Genomic DNA, 14,623 nt, shown 5'->3' with positions numbered 1-14,623 from the left:
AGAAAAACCTAATTTCCTTCCCATGACCTTAGCAACAACCACAGACCAATCCCCCGTCTTTGACGATTCGATGTCACTCGATGACTGCAAGCGGCAGGTTCGAGAAGAAAGGCGGCTCGCCAGGCAAAACGCGATTGAGGAGCGTCTTCACGACCATCTGCAGCAGGTCGATGATCTGATTCTCAACAGGTTTGGCGATCTTGATATCGCGTACCAGTGGATCAATGACCGGCCTGACTATCTGCGAGGCACCTCGGAATATGACGCCTATCCAGAACGCGGGCCGTTGATTATCAAACCCCTTGACCGCACCAGAAAGTTCTTCATGCCCGAGGGCTACTGGTGTCTGCTGGAAGATGCAGCGATTGATTGGTTTGAGCCTGGGTTGCGTCGGACAGTGGCAGATGCTCACAAGTGGCATGAAGGAGATCGTCAAATAGAGATCTCGCTGACCCTTGATAGGGCGGTTGAACAGTGTTGGTTGATATGTGTGCTGGGGCATCGCCATGCACTGTCAGAGACAAAGCCAACTGCCTATTTGGAGATTCGTGAGTGTTGGTGCAGGGAGCTGATGTTCCACATTCGATCGCTGATGTGGCATGGCTCTGACGAGATGCGCCTCGCTGTTGTTGAGCCTTATTCACTGATGCGCACCATGCTGCCGCCCTCAAGTGACGAGCACCTCCACATCAGTGCGCTGAACCAAGCAGCCGAAGCGACGAAAGCAAGAGTTCTGAAAGAGATCGAACTCGAGAAAAAGCTCGCTTCAACCGATCCCGCTGACTGATCAGCACCCCGCCTCAATCAATCAATCACCACACCCCCGATCTTTATTTTTCAGCCCTGCTGATGGCCCCTCGAAAGCCGAAAACTAATTCTTCTCAGGTCGTAGAGAAAGAGACCGAATGGGGCACTCGCTACGACGGCCCATTCGATCAACTTCCTCAGATTGAGAAGGATCGCCGAAGACTTACAGGCCACCGTTCGAAGATTGTCGACGGTGCTCTCAACGGCCACAGCAAGGATGCTCGGAAGGTTCTGGATCGCTTCATTCAGAACGGCGGAAAGGTTGAGGAGTTCGCTGATGTTGCCAACGCTGCCGGGTGGTCAGTGCAGAACCCCCAGGCTCCCGATCCATGGGGCGAAACAGATTCACCAGCTGCAGGGCAATCAGCAGCGAAAGCGATTGGAAAGCCGATCACCCTGCGTAGTGATCTGAAGAATCTCGATCACCCGACCGTCAGATTCTTGGCGATCAGAAAGACGGTGATCGCAGACGGCATCACCTTTGTGATCTGCGGCGACCGACCTGCCCTGCTCGGATTCGGAGATGACGGAGAGCTGCAGCTCGCGCCGCTTAAAGCAACCGACAAAGACGGCAAGGAAGCGTCATGGCTCAAGTTGGGCGAATCCATGCAGCACAGCTTCAGCAGCAATCTGTATGGCCCGAATCCGAATGACGGCTGCCGGGAAGGGACTGCCAAGTGCCTGGAGTAGATTAAGACAAATTCCAGTAACGCCAAGGCGCGAACAAAAGGCGGTTTTTATCTCACCAGCCAGACCGACTTCGATCGGAACACTGCGCTCACCACCATGGGCAAGCGGACGGCGCTTGGCCTGCCAGAGCTCTATCTGGAGTGGGATGACATCAGCGAGGAGGAGCAGCTCAAGCGGGTTGATTGGCTGAAAGGGCTCGGGTTCTCACTGACCGTGGTGAGCAGTGGCGGCAAGTCGGTACATGGCCACATTCACCTAGACAGCGTTGCCAGCTTTGACGATGCATTCCCGGTCCTGAAGTTGCTCACAGCCCTGGCCGGCAGTGATCCAGCTGTCGTCAGCAAGGCACGCCGGATGAGGTTGCCGGGTGCTCTGAGGCCAAACTCGAAACGCCTTCGAGGCGGGGCAGCCACGACTGAGCAGAGGCTGATCGAAGCAGCTGACCATTGTTATGACCTGGCCGAGGTGCGCCGGGTTCTGGAGGCGGAAGCCAAGCAGCGCGGCTGGAAGGTTGACCACCTCGAAACCCGCTGGAGTGAATACCGGGAAGCTTTGAGCGCACTGCCCGCCAACTGGAAATCACCTGAGTTCGCTTGGGAGATGGATGAGGCAATGGCGATTGCTTGGAGCCAAGCTCGCAGCAACGGCGGAAATGATGGTGAGTTCGATCCGCCGGTTGAGTGGAGGCGTACTGAATTAGAGCTCGGCTGGAAGATTCGCCACGCAGAAGAGAAGCTGTTTGAACAGCACGGCCTCGCTGGTGCGTTCGAGTTCGTTGCCAGGCAGGGGACGCTGATCGAGAAGCAGGAGAAACGCGGCTGGCCTGGCTTTGAGTTCGCTTTCGTAGAGACAGCAGAGGGCGCAGAAGGCCAATCACCGTTCAGCACTGTTCGTGAGAGCGGCGTTTACAGCGGCAACAGCCTGAGGCTGTTCGCCGAATCCAATCACTTCTATTGCTGGGCGAGTCATAGGAAGGGCGGCCTCGGTGAGTGGGCTGCGCATTGGTGCTCCTACGGAGTCGCCAGACCGGCATCACCAACCCCCGAAGAGCAGACATTGCTCGGGCTGTGGCTGTGGGAGCTGGCGGGCCTGGATCGTGATGAGTTCGACAGCAACCTGAGCGAGAAAGAGAACCTCGACAAGGAACTGCAAGCAGAGCAACTCGATCGCTTCGAGAATGCAAAGAAGGATTGTTTGCAGCTGCGCGAAGTGCTTCCGACCTCTGTTGCCGAACTGCTGAGCACCCGAGCAAAGGCTTTCCCGATCAGTGAGCTGGCGATGCTGCCTCCATTCCTGTCCGCATCGGCCTCGATCCTTGGCAGGCGGTATCGAACCAAGGTGAAGGTCGGCTACACCGAGCCGATGGTGTTCTGGATCGGTCGAGTCGGCGGAGCCAGCGAAATGAAGACACCAGTCAGCAGGCAAGTTCTGGCACCGCTGAACAAGTGGGATGAGTTGAGCGATCAGATCGAGAAGGAAGAAAAAGCTCGGCAGGAAGACCTTCCGAAGGATCAGCAAAAGAAAGTGCCGGCGGCACGGCAGCGAATCGCCTCAGACACCACCTTTGAGGGGATGGCGAAATCACTGACTAACCCGATGACCTTCGGGCTGGTGATGGCCAGGGATGAACTGTCGGCATGGATCGGCTCTATGGATGCCTACAGAAAAGGCGGGGCAGCAAAGGATCGGCCTCAATGGCTCTCGATGTGGAGCGGCGAGGGGATCGACATCACCAGATCAGGAGCTGATCGCCTGATTGTGTCCGAGACAGCTGTGAGCGTTTATGGCTCAATCCAACAGGACACCCTCGGTGGAATCCTGAGCGGTGAGGATGCGGCGAGCAGAGGCGGTGATGGTTTCTGGTCTCGGTTTCTGTGGGTGATTCCGCCTTATGTCTTCCCGGCTGCCAATCGTGATGAGAGTGACATCACTCCCGAGCTGACTCGTATTTATTCCTCGCTGGATCAGATCAGCGGAGAGATCGAGGTGGAGCTTTCAGAGGATGCCTGGCACGTCTTCGCCAAGGCGGCTGATGAGTTCAGCATGGAAGCAGCTCAGTGCGGCGGTGTTCGATCGCCGTATCTGGGAAAACTGCGCGGCTATCTCGTCAGATTCGCTGGATGGATCCATGCGATCGAGCACGCCTCGCTGATCAGCAAGCCTGGAGCTGGTGGATCGATGAACGACATTCCGCTCAAGATCAGTGCCGAGAGCATGGAGAGGGCTGTTCGCATGGCTCAGTATTTCCTGAACAGCTTCGACACCCTGGCTCCGCAGATCGGAATGAGCGACATTCCTGCCTCTGTGGCCAAGGTGATCGAGCTTGGCGGAAGGCAAGAGAAGGTCACTGCCAGGGAAGTTCTGAGGCGGAGGTGGGCATCAGACGCAAAGGCTGCGAAAGAGCTGCTGCTCTCACTGCCAAAGCAATACGGCAGGGGGCGAATCATTCCGGCTCCAAGGGCTGATCAGGTCGTCTGGAGTGCCTCTTAATCAAGAGAATCCAGTCAGGGACTGGGCTATGCCCGGAGCTCAACTGTCGAACTGTCGAAAATTCAGGATTTTGCCGGTGGCGATTCCTCAAAACCAAGGCTGTGACTGGGCTATGCCCGAAGGCGAGAGGCAACTGTCACCACTACTGTCACCCCAACTGTCGCATGGGTTTTTTCGGGCATAGCCCTTTGCTGGTCTTGCTTCTCAGGCTCGAGGGAGTCAACTGTCACGAAACAGGCCCTCTATGAAGGAAATGGAGAGATGGAACCAAGCAGGGAGAGAAAGGACTCAGAAGAGAAGAGAAAAAGAGAGTGACAGTTCGACAGTTGATGATTTTTATTAGTACAACCCTTCATATGACTGGGCTATGCCCGGAGCTCAACTGTCGAAAACGGTGGTGACAGTTGGGTGACATTTCGACAGTCGCAATTCTGTTCAGAGCACTTAGTTGATTAGGTATCGGGCATTGGGCAGCGACACCGGCCGAGCAGCTGCTCATCCCAGTTCGCCGCACGCCCGGAAGCCCCTAGCTGGATTCAGTTGCAGAGGTCAGAATCCGCGGAGCGCAATCGATCGCATGGCAGGCCCACACGATGAGATCAACAGGATCGAGCGTGAATTGGATCAAGAGGCAGGGAAGTTGAAAAAACCTCAGTCATCAGGCAAACCAACCAAAAAGCATCAAAGCCTTGATGCGGTGGTCGCAACATCAGGGCTACTGGTGGTGGTGGCCATTGCCATCGTTTTCGGTGGACGCCTCAATGTCACTCAACGCGCAGCATTGAGCGGAGGTGTTTTGGGCGGCGCAGCAGGGTTGCTGGTGGGTTATGTCGTCGGAAGGATTCGCTGAAAACTCCAGTAGATGTCAGTACCGACTGAGCAGCATCACCAGCCGTGACGATGACATCAGGGGCTGAGATCGGAGTTGAGCCGAGCAGCAGCCAAGTGCAGGTCATGGTCGACAGCACCCTTTTGATCACTGTCGACAACAACAACAGAACAGCCTCGATCCTTCGGATCGACCTGCCAGAGGTGGGCTTTTTCAGCATCACCCGCAGGGATGAGATGGGCATCACCCGAAAGGGTGAACGCTGGCCATGGGACTACTCATCCCTGCTGCATGGAATGAGGCTTCAGCCCATTTTTGCGAACAGCTTTTTGTGATGGTCCACAACGTCTTGGCAACCGATCACTGGCGTGAAATCCATTTCGATCCCGTACTGAGCACGCCAAGGAGCGAAGTGCTCAAAAATTTGTGCATCGCTCTCAGCTTTGAAGAGTGCGGTTACACGGCCAGCACCAGGTGCATGAACGCGAAACAACATCTCAAAGCCTGGAAACTTGTCAGCCTTGGCCATCTCACCTGAATCCCACAACTCGCAAAAGCTCTTGTAAGCAGCGAGCTGGCTTTCAATATCCGGAAACAGGCAGTCTGCGAGATACATCTGCACGATTGGTCAAAGCGAGGGAACCCACTTCGTAGCCATCTCCATGTGCTCAACCTCTTCGCGTCATCACTAGCTGACGCAGGACAGTGCTGATGGCTGTCAGATCCAACAGATTCCTAAGACAGGCTGGAGTCAATTACCGTCGAAGTGGAGAGGGCCGTTATTTGATGGGCCATGAGCCAAGGTCATAAAAAAGCCGCCGTTTTTGCGGCGACTTAATTACAAAGGCTGGAAAATCCCCATCACCCGGCCGATGCGCAAAGATTAGTCAGACTTTCAGTGAATTTTGTATCTAGGTGTACAAAGTCATATTTGGTATGCACTGGACACCATATGCAGCGTTGACGCGAACGGCTGGCGGTAGCAAACTGGACTTCCCCATCACTCGGACCCGGCCAAGGCACTACGCCTGGTGTGGGTCTTTTTTACTGGCCTGAAAGCCCAGCATCAGGCAGGGGCTCTCCTTATCGCTGGAGTCCGGGCGTTAGCGCAGGGAGTTTGGCTGAGGTCACAACCAGGGCTGATGGGTTCTGCCTGGATCGGAACAGAACAGGTCAGCAACCAGCTGCAGGCCATCGTCGACAGCAACCGCTTGGCTGAGCGAGACAGAGTTGCTACCGACATCAACAACAGAACAGCCTCGATCCTTTCGGATCGACCTGCCAGAGGTGGGCTTGTTAAGCATCAACCTCTGAATGGAAAAAAGACTCTTCCTGGAGGGGTGGAAAATTAATTAGCGGTTAGATGCTGTTCCAGGAGGTTTAAGCGCTCATGGATCTGAAGGATGTTGGCGTATATGGTCTCTAAGGTTATGGCCGAAAATTCAGGTAAGGATTGCTCATCGCTTGGTCCTCTCATACGTGTTCCACCATGTTTCTTAATGCCTCTGGCAACAACTCTTACGAGCAACATACAAGGCAACCACCAATCTCCATACATTCCATTTTCCTTTGGACCGTGTCTCCAAGGATGTAATTTATTAAATTCTGGCCAACTGTTTAGAGCAATCTCCCTGCAGCACTTGTGTAACTCAGTTTCACATTTGGCAGCGCTTTCATTGTCTGAGAATTTCCATACCCACATTTTATCTGGTTCACCCCATTCGCATCGTTCTTCTGCAAACCTGCTCTTTAATCTTTGATGTGGATTGTCTGATGCGGTTTTGCCATATTTAGCGAAACCCATCTGAGACCAGCAGATTAAATAGTTGTAACTCATCTGAGATAATGCTCTTTTATGACTCTTTCAATATCTGTTGAATTCCGGATCCTTGCATCCCTCTTTCTGGGGAAATCCAGTTTTGATGTTACTCATTAATTTCTCAGGGAATCAACAGCTGATCATTTAACCGACCGTGGTGGTGGCCATCGCCTACCTCACTTATCAGCTATTGCTTGACCAATGTTCCAAGCCAAACACCGTTGAATCAGTCGATGCCCACGACTCAGAAGGCAGGGCGGTGGAGATCAAGGCGACTACAGGCAAAACAGGAGTGGCCCTGCGAGGGATGGTGCCGACAGCCGAGCGGCTGATTGTCCTGCAGATCAGCAAGACCGGCGATGCCGTTGAGATCTATTCAGGGCCTGCATCACCAGCCTGGGAAGCAGCAGGATCGATGCAACCCAACGGTCAGAGGCACATCAGCTTGAGTCGTCTCAAGGAATTGCAGGCCCAGTGACAGCAGTTCACCTGCTTGGGGGATGCCCTGTGAGTGTTGCCCGTCCTATAAAGAAGGGAGAAACGAGGAAAGCTGATGGCTGTCTCAACTCCTACCTGTGCATGTGAGCCCTGTGGCTGCACTGTTTCGCCCCAAACTGCAGTTGAGAAGGACGGCAAGCTGTTCTGCTCCCAACCCTGCGCGGACGGCCATGCTGGCGGTGAGCAGTGCTGCAACAGCTGTGAGTGCTGCTGATTTCTAAAAACACACCAATAAAAGATGCCCTGCTCAAGAGAGTGGGGCTTTTTATTGAGTCTGTGCCCTACTTGATTAACTAATCAATCAGCGGAAGATTGCACCCGCTGCCAGCGCACCAGCTTGGTGATTAAAATGAGGCCAGCAATTCAACGGCACTAAAAAGATGAGCGCCGATACTTATGGGAAAGGAGTAAAGAAAGCAAATAAGGAACTTTCAGCCCGTCGAGTAGACAAAATCATCGAGCTGATCAGCCTGTGCAAGCCAACTGGCGAGATCGTTCGGGTTTGCTCGTCCGAATGGGGGGTTAGCACACGTCAGGCTGAGACCTACCTACAGAAAGCGCGTGGCGTCATCAGAGAGCGATTCGATCAGATGGATCGCAAAGATTGGGTTGCCAGTGCCTTGGAGAAACTCGAAAAGGTGGCAACAATGTCAATCGAATCCCGGCAGCACAGCAATGCCATCGGTGCTCTGGGCCTCAGCGCCAAGCTGCTTCAGATCACAGGCAGGGAAAACTGATTCAGGGTTAACGTCTTAGAGATATCGCAACCCCCCGGCACCCCAAAGCGGCGGCAAAAATAATCAGGAGGGGAGAAAGCATCACTCAGCTCCATTCTGTTTCTCACCATCCTCAGAAAATCGCAGCAACAGAATCCACCGCCACCCCCGCAAGGCAATAAAAAGCCCGGCAACATCGGCCGGGCAGCTGTTCTGATTGTTGGCCTTAGTTATGCACCAGCCAGGGCGGCCATCACATCAACCTCATCCACCTCGATGTAAGGAGTGAGCCCGGAAAGTGATTGATGGCCCGTAACCCGTTGCACTGCAGGCAATGATGCCCCTCGCTTCAGAGCACCAGTGGCAAAACTCCGGCGGAAGCTGTGAGTCGAGACACCCTCGAAGCCGAGTCGCTTGGCAGTTGACCGCAGGGCCTTGTCAGCTGCCTGCCTGCTCATCGGAGTGTGGGTGCTGCCACTGGCAGGAAACAGCACCTCACCAGCTGCAGGAACGTGGCCATGCTCATCAGCCCAAGCCTGGCGGTAGTCATCCAGAGCAGCCTGAAGCCTGTCGGTGCTGCGGATCTGCTTGGTGGCCTTTGTCTTAGTGGTGGCCTTCCGATAGGTGACGTGACCGGCAGCAACATCGCCCCATGTCAGGACCAGGGTCTCGGTGATGCGAGCTGCTGACCATCGCTGCAGCGACCACAGAGCGCGATAACGAGGTGACGGAGCAGCAGCCAACAGTTCATCCAGCTGCTCGGTGGTGAGCACTGTGGCCTGACCGTTGCGATTGACCTTCACAAGAGGGCTCGAATCAGCCTTAATCCTAGTTGCTCTATCGATAGAAGAGCAACCAAGCAGTGACAGCAACAGATCCGGGCAGAGCACCGCAAATCCGGCCGGTTTCGGGCCTTATTGCTTAGCAATAAGGAGGCGCTATTGATGACTCGGTAATGCTTTCTCAGGAGGCAAGCGCTGATAAAGCAAAGCGAACGCCTGCAAGTGTGATGCGTGCCAATCAGGTAAGCATTACTTAGCCGAAAAGCGAAGCATCATCAATTCGCAATAATCTCTAGATAAGTGCAACATTCTGTTTTTATCTTGCCCTCCCCCCTGGTGAGTGAGTTTTGCGGGCTGACGTGCTTTAGAGGGTCACTCAGAGTTGGACTTGGATAAGACTGCCTGCGTAAAAAGTAGCCAGCAATACCCGTGCTTCTCGCTGGCTAGAGCCCATCAACGATCTCAAGCGTCTACCCCAAGTCCGAGTCTTGAGAGAGTTTTGAATTATCAGCAAGGCTTATGGTGCACAGCTTTGTGGAAAAGCAGAGTCTTTTTCCACGGATAGAAGCGTGTTTTTCCACAAAAATTCCTTGAGATCTTCCGCCATGCCGCTGATCTGTGGTTTTTAGTTTTTGTGCCTTAAGGTTCTTGACAGGATTGCCCCCCCTTGTTTGGGGGAGTGTTTGATCATCGTCGATCTATGCGCAGTCGACAGGCCAGTGAGTCTCATATGAGATCACAGCTTGAAGATGAAAGTGCGACGGCTTTGACGTGAGTCGCTTTTCGTGTCTTTCTAGTGGGGCAATCGTGACGAATACAGCCTGAATGGATCGCAACCACTTGGAAATCTGTGCCAACACATCTCATGTATCTTTTTCGGAAGATCAAGCCTCTTTTGTAAGTCTTGAATCTGAAATTCCTGAGGTTCTTTATAATGCGTTGAATACTTTTGTGAGCATGAATAACAATTGGGACCAGTATCGAGTGATGAGCTCAGCTTTAGCCTATTTCCTTTACCAGAATGGATGTACTGACAGAGCTGTGACTGAGCGGTACCTTGACGATCTTTTTGTCAACGCCCAATCAATCTCCGAACAGCCGTCAAACCGACTGCAGACAGCTTGAAAAATGGTTTCTACCTTATAGATATATCTACTTAAGTAACTAGTATTAGTAGTAAACTAAGAGTGTATAAATTAAGCTAGATCTGGTTTGATTGACGAACAGTGTCGACACTCTTTACCCTCCCCTAGCCCACCAGCTGGGGTTTTTTAATGCAGACTCCGGGTAAGAAACGACCGCCAATCAATGCCCCGCAGGTTTAATGATGGCATCGCTGCACTTCATGCAAGAGCAGCGGAGCAACTGAAGCATTGCCCTCAAATAGCAGTCACATCAACAGTCCAACCCCCTTCTACTGAACCCGATGCCTTCGATTTTGAGCGTTACTGCCTGGATAGCTATGCCTCAAAGGTGACAATCGGAATGAAGGGGCAGCGTTACGCCTCAACACCACGAGGCAGGGTCCTAGCTGAGAGGATTGCCCACCATCTTGAGGCTGGTGAGATGCTCGAAGCCAACAAATTGAGAAGCAGCAGCACCTACAACAGGCCACCAAATCTCAAAGAGGGCATCGTCAAACTCCACAGAAAACAAGAGCGCAGCATGTTCCCTGGCAGCGGGTTATTTTAGGAGCAGTTATTTGTGAGAACTTGGCGGATTTCTCAAGCTCAATTGCGGTTCTCCGGCGCTGGGCAACATTCAGCGCGACAGAACCCTTTCCAGCTGATTTTGCAGCCTGGAAGCAACAGAATGCATCGAAATGCTTCGAGTTAGCAGCATCTGACCCCGAGCTGGTGAGTCTGCTGAGCGGATCTGCACCAGCCGACCTGGTGGCTGATGCCCTGCAAGGTTCACTCTCACCAACCCCGAAGAGCCAGGAGCAGCGCCGAGATGAGGCAAAGGCCGCTGAGGTGAAACAGCTGATCGAAGCGAACCCCTACAAAGCCCGGAATTTCACTCAGGCGATGCGCCTGGAGGAGCTCGACCCTGCAGCAGCCAAGCGACTCAGGACTGAGGCAGGAGTGCAGACACCCTCAGAAAGAGCAGAAGCCAAGGCTGCTCAGCAACAGGCGCATGAGCACGCCATGCAGCAGATGTATGCAGCTGGCATCGCCAAGCAGCAGGCCGAGCTCCAAGCCATGTCACGGGGGTATTGATCCATGCAGAAGGTCACTTACAGAGGAGAGATCGACGAGTTGAAAGGCACCAGCTGGGAAGTCCCCGACTCCATTCCGCTCGAAGGCCGCAAGGCTTGGATCGAGAGCCAGCACCGTGAGGCACAGCTGGAATCAGCAGCAGAAGCAGAACGCCAACAACGTGAGCGTGAACTGCTCAACGCCAGGATTCAGCAGCAACAGACTCAGGACACCATCGGTCAGCTGCAGGCTGATGTTGAGCAGGTCAATGCTGGGCTGGCAGAGCTCTCAGAACGTTTCGGCACCAGCCCCGACGTGACGGCAATGACTGAGTGGAACGCTGCAAGCAGCGCCATCTACGCAAGGTCGATGCTGTTTTCCGAGGAAGTTGCTGGAATGCAAGCCACCGTTAGCGATCTGCTTGAGCGAACCACCGCCATGGCAGAAGCTGCAAAGACGGGCGAGACCCTGCAACAGCAGTCACTGGCATTGCTGAAAAACAATCAGGAGCAGATCAACGGCTCCTTCGAGACGTATCGCCGAGCTCTGGCAGACCTGCAGCAGCAAACCAACGATGCAAGCCGTTCAGTCGGTGCTCTGAACACTGCTGCACAGGACAACCGAGAGCTGATCAACAAAGCAGCCAACATCACAGAAGAGGCGATCAACATCGCTGGCCTGGAGGCAAAGAAGGCAGTCGACGAGGGCATGGAAGACCTGCTCAGCATCCAGTCTGTGGCCCTTGAAGTAATGGGCATCAGTGAGCAACAGCTTGCGCTGCAGCTAAACACCGATGAGGTTGACCCCAACAGAGGCGTCTTCCTGACTCGTGAATATCTCCGCAGGGTGAAGGACATCCACCGCGGCAAGGGCAATGCCAGAGATGCCGACATCGAAGGCCCTTTGCTCTGATCGGCAATGCAAAAGGGCTACATCAACCTTTCATCGGGGATTAGTGGCGTGACTGCGGGGGCCGGTCCATAAGGCAGTGCCTAAGGGATCCCTGCAGGCCATAACGATGCACCGGTGCTCGGGCGTCCCGGTGGATCGGGCTGCCGCTGAACGAGTATTGGCCGGAGTTGCTAGTTGATTCCAGGCTTGATTGCTAATTAAGCCCCGTCTATCTCTGCTCAATCGTGCCAGGTATTGAAGGCTGATTGATGGTCTTTTTTGGGGTGATTGAAGCAATAAAAAACCCCTGCGCAGGGTTTTTGATGAGTAGGCTCACATCGGTCGAGTTCTAGTCACAGAAGGGAGTGCTAGTCGAACAGTGAAACAGTGAAGGATTGACCGGGGGGGTTCCGAAAGAATTAACACACCCCGGCCGCCGCAGCCCCCCAGCCGCGCCTTCCAGCTCTTCTTCAGTCATCTCTGATTGAGCCATCTTATCAGCAGAAATCATAAATCCCGCCTCTTTCGCAATCGCAAGAACTGCGTCTGAATCATCAGCAGCTTTGAACTTCTCCTGAAGACGGGTGTCACCTTGGACCTTTTCGATGAATGCTTGGAGCTGTTCTTGGGACATGATGTGTCACCGTTTGGAACCCTTTCGGTCTACGCCTGCTGTTTAGAAGTCGGAAGAGGGGCAGCCGCACAAGAAGATACGGTTTCAAGATCCTTCGTTGGAAGGAGTAGTCAGATTTGGCTTGAAGTTCAGTCATATTCACCGGCAAAGCTGAATCGAAAAAATCAATATGAACAGTCCTGCGCTTGGCGAGGCGATAGCAATAGCAGAAGCCAGCAACCCAATGAAGAGAGGGCGAAGTATGGATCAGGCGTTAGTCCGCGCATGATGCCGGGCTTTGCTTGGTTGCGCCCGTAGGCCCTAATTACTGTCACTTCTCAGGTGGGCATGATTTCCAAGTGCCAGAAGGTGTTTGCTTAGCATCTTTCAGTTGCCAACAGAAATTTAGCCAGTGAACGTCGAGAATTGACTTTCGCTTTCTGCGTGCTGTGATCATGGAAAGTTCTTTGCGTTGATAAGAATTCATATCACTGAATTCTTCCCTTAAAATATGATTTTGTGTTTCATACAATTCTATGGCTTCGATCGCAGACACGTTTTCGATGTAGTCAGAAAAGCTTTTCATTTTTTCTAGTCCGAGGGGTATCTTTTCGGTCTATGCCCCATGAATGCCGCTTGGAAGAGGGGACATCCGCCCTCAAAGTTCGGTTTGAGGATCTTTTCAGAGTGGTTCATCAGGAGCAAATTCCCCGGTTTCAATTCCATGTGGAGGTCATCCCTCCTGGACCTCTTCACCATCTCCGGAATCAATCGGATTCACATCACCCGGAAGAGTGAACGTGCCGGCTTAGGGCTCCCTCAATCAGGTATTCACCGCGTCCAGGGGCACTGGCTGGCGTACTTCCAATAGATCTCTGCATGGCGGCTGGCGACCATCGCCTGCTGAACATTCATCCCGTCGACGAACAGCTCACCGACAGTCCGGCCATAACGGTCTTTGGTGATCCGGCGAAGGCCGACAGACCTTCCCTCGACCATCGCCCGCAGGTGATCCCTAGCAGCTCTGGCTCGTTCAGGCTGAGCCCGTTTCCCTTTCAGCTCGGGAGTGTCGATGCAGGCCAGCCTGATCTTTTCGCCGGTATTGCTGCGGCAGGTGTCGCCGTCGTAGCAGCTGCGGATGGTGACGGTTTCCAGGGCTGCAGCAGGCTGCGCTAGGCCAAGCACCAACAGCAGGGCTAGAGACCAGTTCGCAGCGGTTCGAGGCGTCGTCATTACTGCCCCTCATCTGAGCTTGGGCAAGCCGTCTTCACTATTGGATTTTTTGCCGGTGAAGGCAATGAGCAGGATGGCTGGTTGCCATATGTGTGTTCGCTGACGAAAGTATGTTTATCGAGATCGGAGGAGCTTTGACAGCTGACACTCCACCAGCGCAGATCGCAGAAGCAGACTGACTTCTGGCCCCTGCTCCAACAGTCTCAACAATGACCTGGGTTGGTCGTTTGGTTAGGTACACCTCAGATACGTCACGCCAATCGCCGCTCCGTTTGCACCGCCTTAGGTGCCCTAGGAGAAAACAACCCGACACCTAGAGCAAATGGCCCCAGGGCGCCTCTAGCCAGAAGCTTCGACCCCTTCCTTTCTCTACAAGCGATGGGTTGAACAATGCACAAACGAGCGAAGTAGGCCGTCTTTCCACCGGGAGGGGCGGCCTTCCTCTTGATTGGCAACACATCCATCAGTGGGCATGCTTCAAGAGCAACCATTGAATGAAAGGATGTCGCCGCTCAACCTTCAGGACGCATTACGGCAGCTGATTCCTGGGGTTGATTTGTTCGACTCAGATGATCTTAATCATTTGGTTGAACTTCTTTCTATGGAGTACTCAATCAATTCTCCAGAAGAGCTTAAGACCAGATTTGTTTGCGCAAAGCAGCTGATTTGGACTGATGAGGATAAGGTTGATGTTGATGGTTGCGAATCATTTGAATTCAATGAGTTACTGATCTATATCAAAGAGATCGATTCCTGATTTGAGTCAATTAAGGGCTCAGATTAGCCTCGTATTACTCACTCGGCTGTCATTTTCTGATCATCAACGCAACACACGCACAGCTCATCGAGGCGGAGAGACAGGTGCAGCTGATGCAGCGCGATGAGCTGCAGGCCACGAGCACAACCTCGAGCAAGGTTCTGCTCGATGTGGTCGCGATCCTCTGGAGTCAGATCAGGCTGCTTAAGGCAGTGGATGTGAGTCGCAATTTCATCGTTCACCGAGATGCCTGCTTCGAGCAACACGGGGATTTCGAGAAACATGCAGGGCTCAGCAACC

The 14,623-nt window shown here is 53.5% G+C and carries 19 protein-coding genes; 13 read left to right on the top strand and 6 right to left on the bottom strand.

What is annotated here, in order from left to right:
* The first annotated feature begins 22 nt into the window (after positions 1-22).
* The 5 genes from SynBIOSE41_RS10675 to SynBIOSE41_RS10655 all read left to right on the top strand — a co-directional run bounded on the left by SynBIOSE41_RS10675 (position 23) and on the right by SynBIOSE41_RS10655 (position 5,151).
* A complete protein-coding gene (locus tag SynBIOSE41_RS10675; protein ID WP_186537873.1) occupies positions 23-787 on the top strand; it encodes a hypothetical protein in 765 nt (254 codons plus the stop codon).
* Positions 788-849: 62 nt separating this feature from the next.
* Positions 850-1,497 (top strand): hypothetical protein, encoded by a 648-nt coding sequence (locus SynBIOSE41_RS10670; protein ID WP_186537872.1) that lies wholly within the window; start codon positions 850-852, stop codon positions 1,495-1,497.
* 96 nt (positions 1,498-1,593) lie between these two features.
* Complete coding sequence (locus SynBIOSE41_RS10665) at positions 1,594-3,987, top strand: DUF3987 domain-containing protein (RefSeq protein WP_186537871.1); 2,394 nt, start codon at positions 1,594-1,596, stop codon at positions 3,985-3,987.
* 577 nt (positions 3,988-4,564) lie between these two features.
* Positions 4,565-4,837 carry a hypothetical protein gene (locus SynBIOSE41_RS10660; RefSeq protein WP_186537870.1) on the top strand — a complete coding sequence of 91 codons (273 nt, stop codon included), beginning with the start codon at positions 4,565-4,567 and terminating at the stop codon, positions 4,835-4,837.
* 44 nt (positions 4,838-4,881) lie between these two features.
* A complete protein-coding gene (locus SynBIOSE41_RS10655) occupies positions 4,882-5,151 on the top strand; it encodes a hypothetical protein (RefSeq protein WP_186537869.1) in 270 nt (89 codons plus the stop codon).
* Here SynBIOSE41_RS10655 and SynBIOSE41_RS10650 read toward each other — a convergent pair.
* Complete coding sequence (locus tag SynBIOSE41_RS10650) at positions 5,121-5,438, bottom strand: DUF3303 domain-containing protein (protein ID WP_186537868.1); 318 nt, start codon at positions 5,436-5,438, stop codon at positions 5,121-5,123. The two genes, SynBIOSE41_RS10655 and SynBIOSE41_RS10650, sit on opposite strands and share 31 nt — an antisense overlap.
* A gap of 520 nt (positions 5,439-5,958) precedes the next feature.
* Here SynBIOSE41_RS10650 and SynBIOSE41_RS10645 point away from each other — a divergent pair.
* A complete protein-coding gene (locus SynBIOSE41_RS10645; RefSeq protein ID WP_186537867.1) occupies positions 5,959-6,168 on the top strand; it encodes a hypothetical protein in 210 nt (69 codons plus the stop codon).
* Here the strand turns inward: SynBIOSE41_RS10645 and SynBIOSE41_RS10640 are convergent.
* A complete protein-coding gene (locus SynBIOSE41_RS10640; protein WP_186537866.1) occupies positions 6,165-6,620 on the bottom strand; it encodes a hypothetical protein in 456 nt (151 codons plus the stop codon). The genes SynBIOSE41_RS10645 and SynBIOSE41_RS10640 overlap by 4 nt on opposite strands.
* Before the next feature lie 175 nt (positions 6,621-6,795).
* On the opposite strand from SynBIOSE41_RS10640, the gene SynBIOSE41_RS10635 reads away from it, so the two are divergent.
* The 3 genes from SynBIOSE41_RS10635 (at position 6,796) to SynBIOSE41_RS10625 (ending at position 7,870) form a co-directional block, all read left to right on the top strand.
* The gene (locus SynBIOSE41_RS10635) at positions 6,796-7,113 is read left to right on the top strand and encodes a hypothetical protein (RefSeq protein WP_222930533.1); all 318 of its coding nucleotides are present in this window, start codon (positions 6,796-6,798) and stop codon (positions 7,111-7,113) included.
* A 75-nt stretch (positions 7,114-7,188) separates the two neighbouring features.
* Positions 7,189-7,347, top strand: coding sequence for a metallothionein (locus SynBIOSE41_RS10630; protein WP_186537864.1), 159 nt, complete (start codon positions 7,189-7,191; stop codon positions 7,345-7,347).
* Between the two features lie 166 nt (positions 7,348-7,513).
* Positions 7,514-7,870 carry a hypothetical protein gene (locus SynBIOSE41_RS10625; protein ID WP_186537863.1) on the top strand — a complete coding sequence of 119 codons (357 nt, stop codon included), beginning with the start codon at positions 7,514-7,516 and terminating at the stop codon, positions 7,868-7,870.
* A gap of 209 nt (positions 7,871-8,079) precedes the next feature.
* On the opposite strand, the gene SynBIOSE41_RS10620 is transcribed toward SynBIOSE41_RS10625, so the two are convergent.
* Positions 8,080-8,652, bottom strand: a complete 573-nt coding sequence (locus SynBIOSE41_RS10620) for a site-specific integrase (protein WP_186537862.1) — start codon at positions 8,650-8,652, stop codon at positions 8,080-8,082.
* Between the two features lie 804 nt (positions 8,653-9,456).
* On the opposite strand from SynBIOSE41_RS10620, the gene SynBIOSE41_RS10615 reads away from it, so the two are divergent.
* The 3 genes from SynBIOSE41_RS10615 to SynBIOSE41_RS10605 all read left to right on the top strand — a co-directional run bounded on the left by SynBIOSE41_RS10615 (position 9,457) and on the right by SynBIOSE41_RS10605 (position 11,741).
* The gene (locus tag SynBIOSE41_RS10615; RefSeq protein ID WP_186537861.1) at positions 9,457-9,756 is read left to right on the top strand and encodes a DUF2811 domain-containing protein; all 300 of its coding nucleotides are present in this window, start codon (positions 9,457-9,459) and stop codon (positions 9,754-9,756) included.
* 731 nt (positions 9,757-10,487) lie between these two features.
* Positions 10,488-10,850, top strand: a complete 363-nt coding sequence (locus tag SynBIOSE41_RS10610; RefSeq protein ID WP_186537860.1) for a hypothetical protein — start codon at positions 10,488-10,490, stop codon at positions 10,848-10,850.
* A 3-nt stretch (positions 10,851-10,853) separates the two neighbouring features.
* Entirely contained in the window at positions 10,854-11,741 is an 888-nt protein-coding gene (locus SynBIOSE41_RS10605; RefSeq protein WP_186537859.1) for a hypothetical protein, read from the top strand.
* Positions 11,742-12,069: 328 nt separating this feature from the next.
* On the opposite strand, the gene SynBIOSE41_RS10600 is transcribed toward SynBIOSE41_RS10605, so the two are convergent.
* Positions 12,070-12,354 carry a Nif11-like leader peptide family natural product precursor gene (locus tag SynBIOSE41_RS10600; protein ID WP_186537858.1) on the bottom strand — a complete coding sequence of 95 codons (285 nt, stop codon included), beginning with the start codon at positions 12,352-12,354 and terminating at the stop codon, positions 12,070-12,072.
* Between the two features lie 810 nt (positions 12,355-13,164).
* Positions 13,165-13,566, bottom strand: a complete 402-nt coding sequence (locus SynBIOSE41_RS10590) for a thermonuclease family protein (protein ID WP_186537856.1) — start codon at positions 13,564-13,566, stop codon at positions 13,165-13,167.
* A gap of 472 nt (positions 13,567-14,038) precedes the next feature.
* Here SynBIOSE41_RS10590 and SynBIOSE41_RS10585 point away from each other — a divergent pair, with 472 nt between their 5' ends.
* Positions 14,039-14,323 carry a hypothetical protein gene (locus SynBIOSE41_RS10585; RefSeq protein WP_186537855.1) on the top strand — a complete coding sequence of 95 codons (285 nt, stop codon included), beginning with the start codon at positions 14,039-14,041 and terminating at the stop codon, positions 14,321-14,323.
* 38 nt (positions 14,324-14,361) lie between these two features.
* Here SynBIOSE41_RS10585 and SynBIOSE41_RS10580 read toward each other — a convergent pair whose 3' ends face one another.
* Positions 14,362-14,607 carry a hypothetical protein gene (locus SynBIOSE41_RS10580; RefSeq protein WP_186537854.1) on the bottom strand — a complete coding sequence of 82 codons (246 nt, stop codon included), beginning with the start codon at positions 14,605-14,607 and terminating at the stop codon, positions 14,362-14,364.
* Between the last annotated feature and the right edge of the window lie 16 nt (positions 14,608-14,623).

Origin of the sequence: Synechococcus sp. BIOS-E4-1, assembly GCF_014279995.1 — a bacterium.
GTDB lineage: Bacteria > Cyanobacteriota > Cyanobacteriia > PCC-6307 > Cyanobiaceae > Synechococcus_C.
Note: the sequence above shows the minus strand (reverse complement) of the source record. Positions and strands in the feature narration are given on the sequence as shown.

Bases quoted from the DNA above. Each gene is read 5' to 3' on its own strand.
- SynBIOSE41_RS10675 (WP_186537873.1), top strand. From the start codon at position 23: ATGACCTTAGCAACAACCACAGACCAATCCCCCGTCTTTGACGATTCG.
- SynBIOSE41_RS10670 (WP_186537872.1), top strand. From the start codon at position 850: ATGGCCCCTCGAAAGCCGAAAACTAATTCTTCTCAGGTCGTAGAGAAA.
- SynBIOSE41_RS10665 (WP_186537871.1), top strand. From the start codon at position 1,594: ATGGGCAAGCGGACGGCGCTTGGCCTGCCAGAGCTCTATCTGGAGTGG.
- SynBIOSE41_RS10660 (WP_186537870.1), top strand. From the start codon at position 4,565: ATGGCAGGCCCACACGATGAGATCAACAGGATCGAGCGTGAATTGGAT.
- SynBIOSE41_RS10645 (WP_186537867.1), top strand. From the start codon at position 5,959: ATGGGTTCTGCCTGGATCGGAACAGAACAGGTCAGCAACCAGCTGCAG.
- SynBIOSE41_RS10640 (WP_186537866.1), bottom strand. From the start codon at position 6,620: ATGGGTTTCGCTAAATATGGCAAAACCGCATCAGACAATCCACATCAA.
- SynBIOSE41_RS10630 (WP_186537864.1), top strand. From the start codon at position 7,189: ATGGCTGTCTCAACTCCTACCTGTGCATGTGAGCCCTGTGGCTGCACT.
- SynBIOSE41_RS10625 (WP_186537863.1), top strand. From the start codon at position 7,514: ATGAGCGCCGATACTTATGGGAAAGGAGTAAAGAAAGCAAATAAGGAA.
- SynBIOSE41_RS10615 (WP_186537861.1), top strand. From the start codon at position 9,457: ATGGATCGCAACCACTTGGAAATCTGTGCCAACACATCTCATGTATCT.
- SynBIOSE41_RS10605 (WP_186537859.1), top strand. From the start codon at position 10,854: ATGCAGAAGGTCACTTACAGAGGAGAGATCGACGAGTTGAAAGGCACC.
- SynBIOSE41_RS10600 (WP_186537858.1), bottom strand. From the start codon at position 12,354: ATGTCCCAAGAACAGCTCCAAGCATTCATCGAAAAGGTCCAAGGTGAC.
- SynBIOSE41_RS10590 (WP_186537856.1), bottom strand. From the start codon at position 13,566: ATGACGACGCCTCGAACCGCTGCGAACTGGTCTCTAGCCCTGCTGTTG.
- SynBIOSE41_RS10585 (WP_186537855.1), top strand. From the start codon at position 14,039: ATGCTTCAAGAGCAACCATTGAATGAAAGGATGTCGCCGCTCAACCTT.
- SynBIOSE41_RS10580 (WP_186537854.1), bottom strand. From the start codon at position 14,607: ATGTTTCTCGAAATCCCCGTGTTGCTCGAAGCAGGCATCTCGGTGAAC.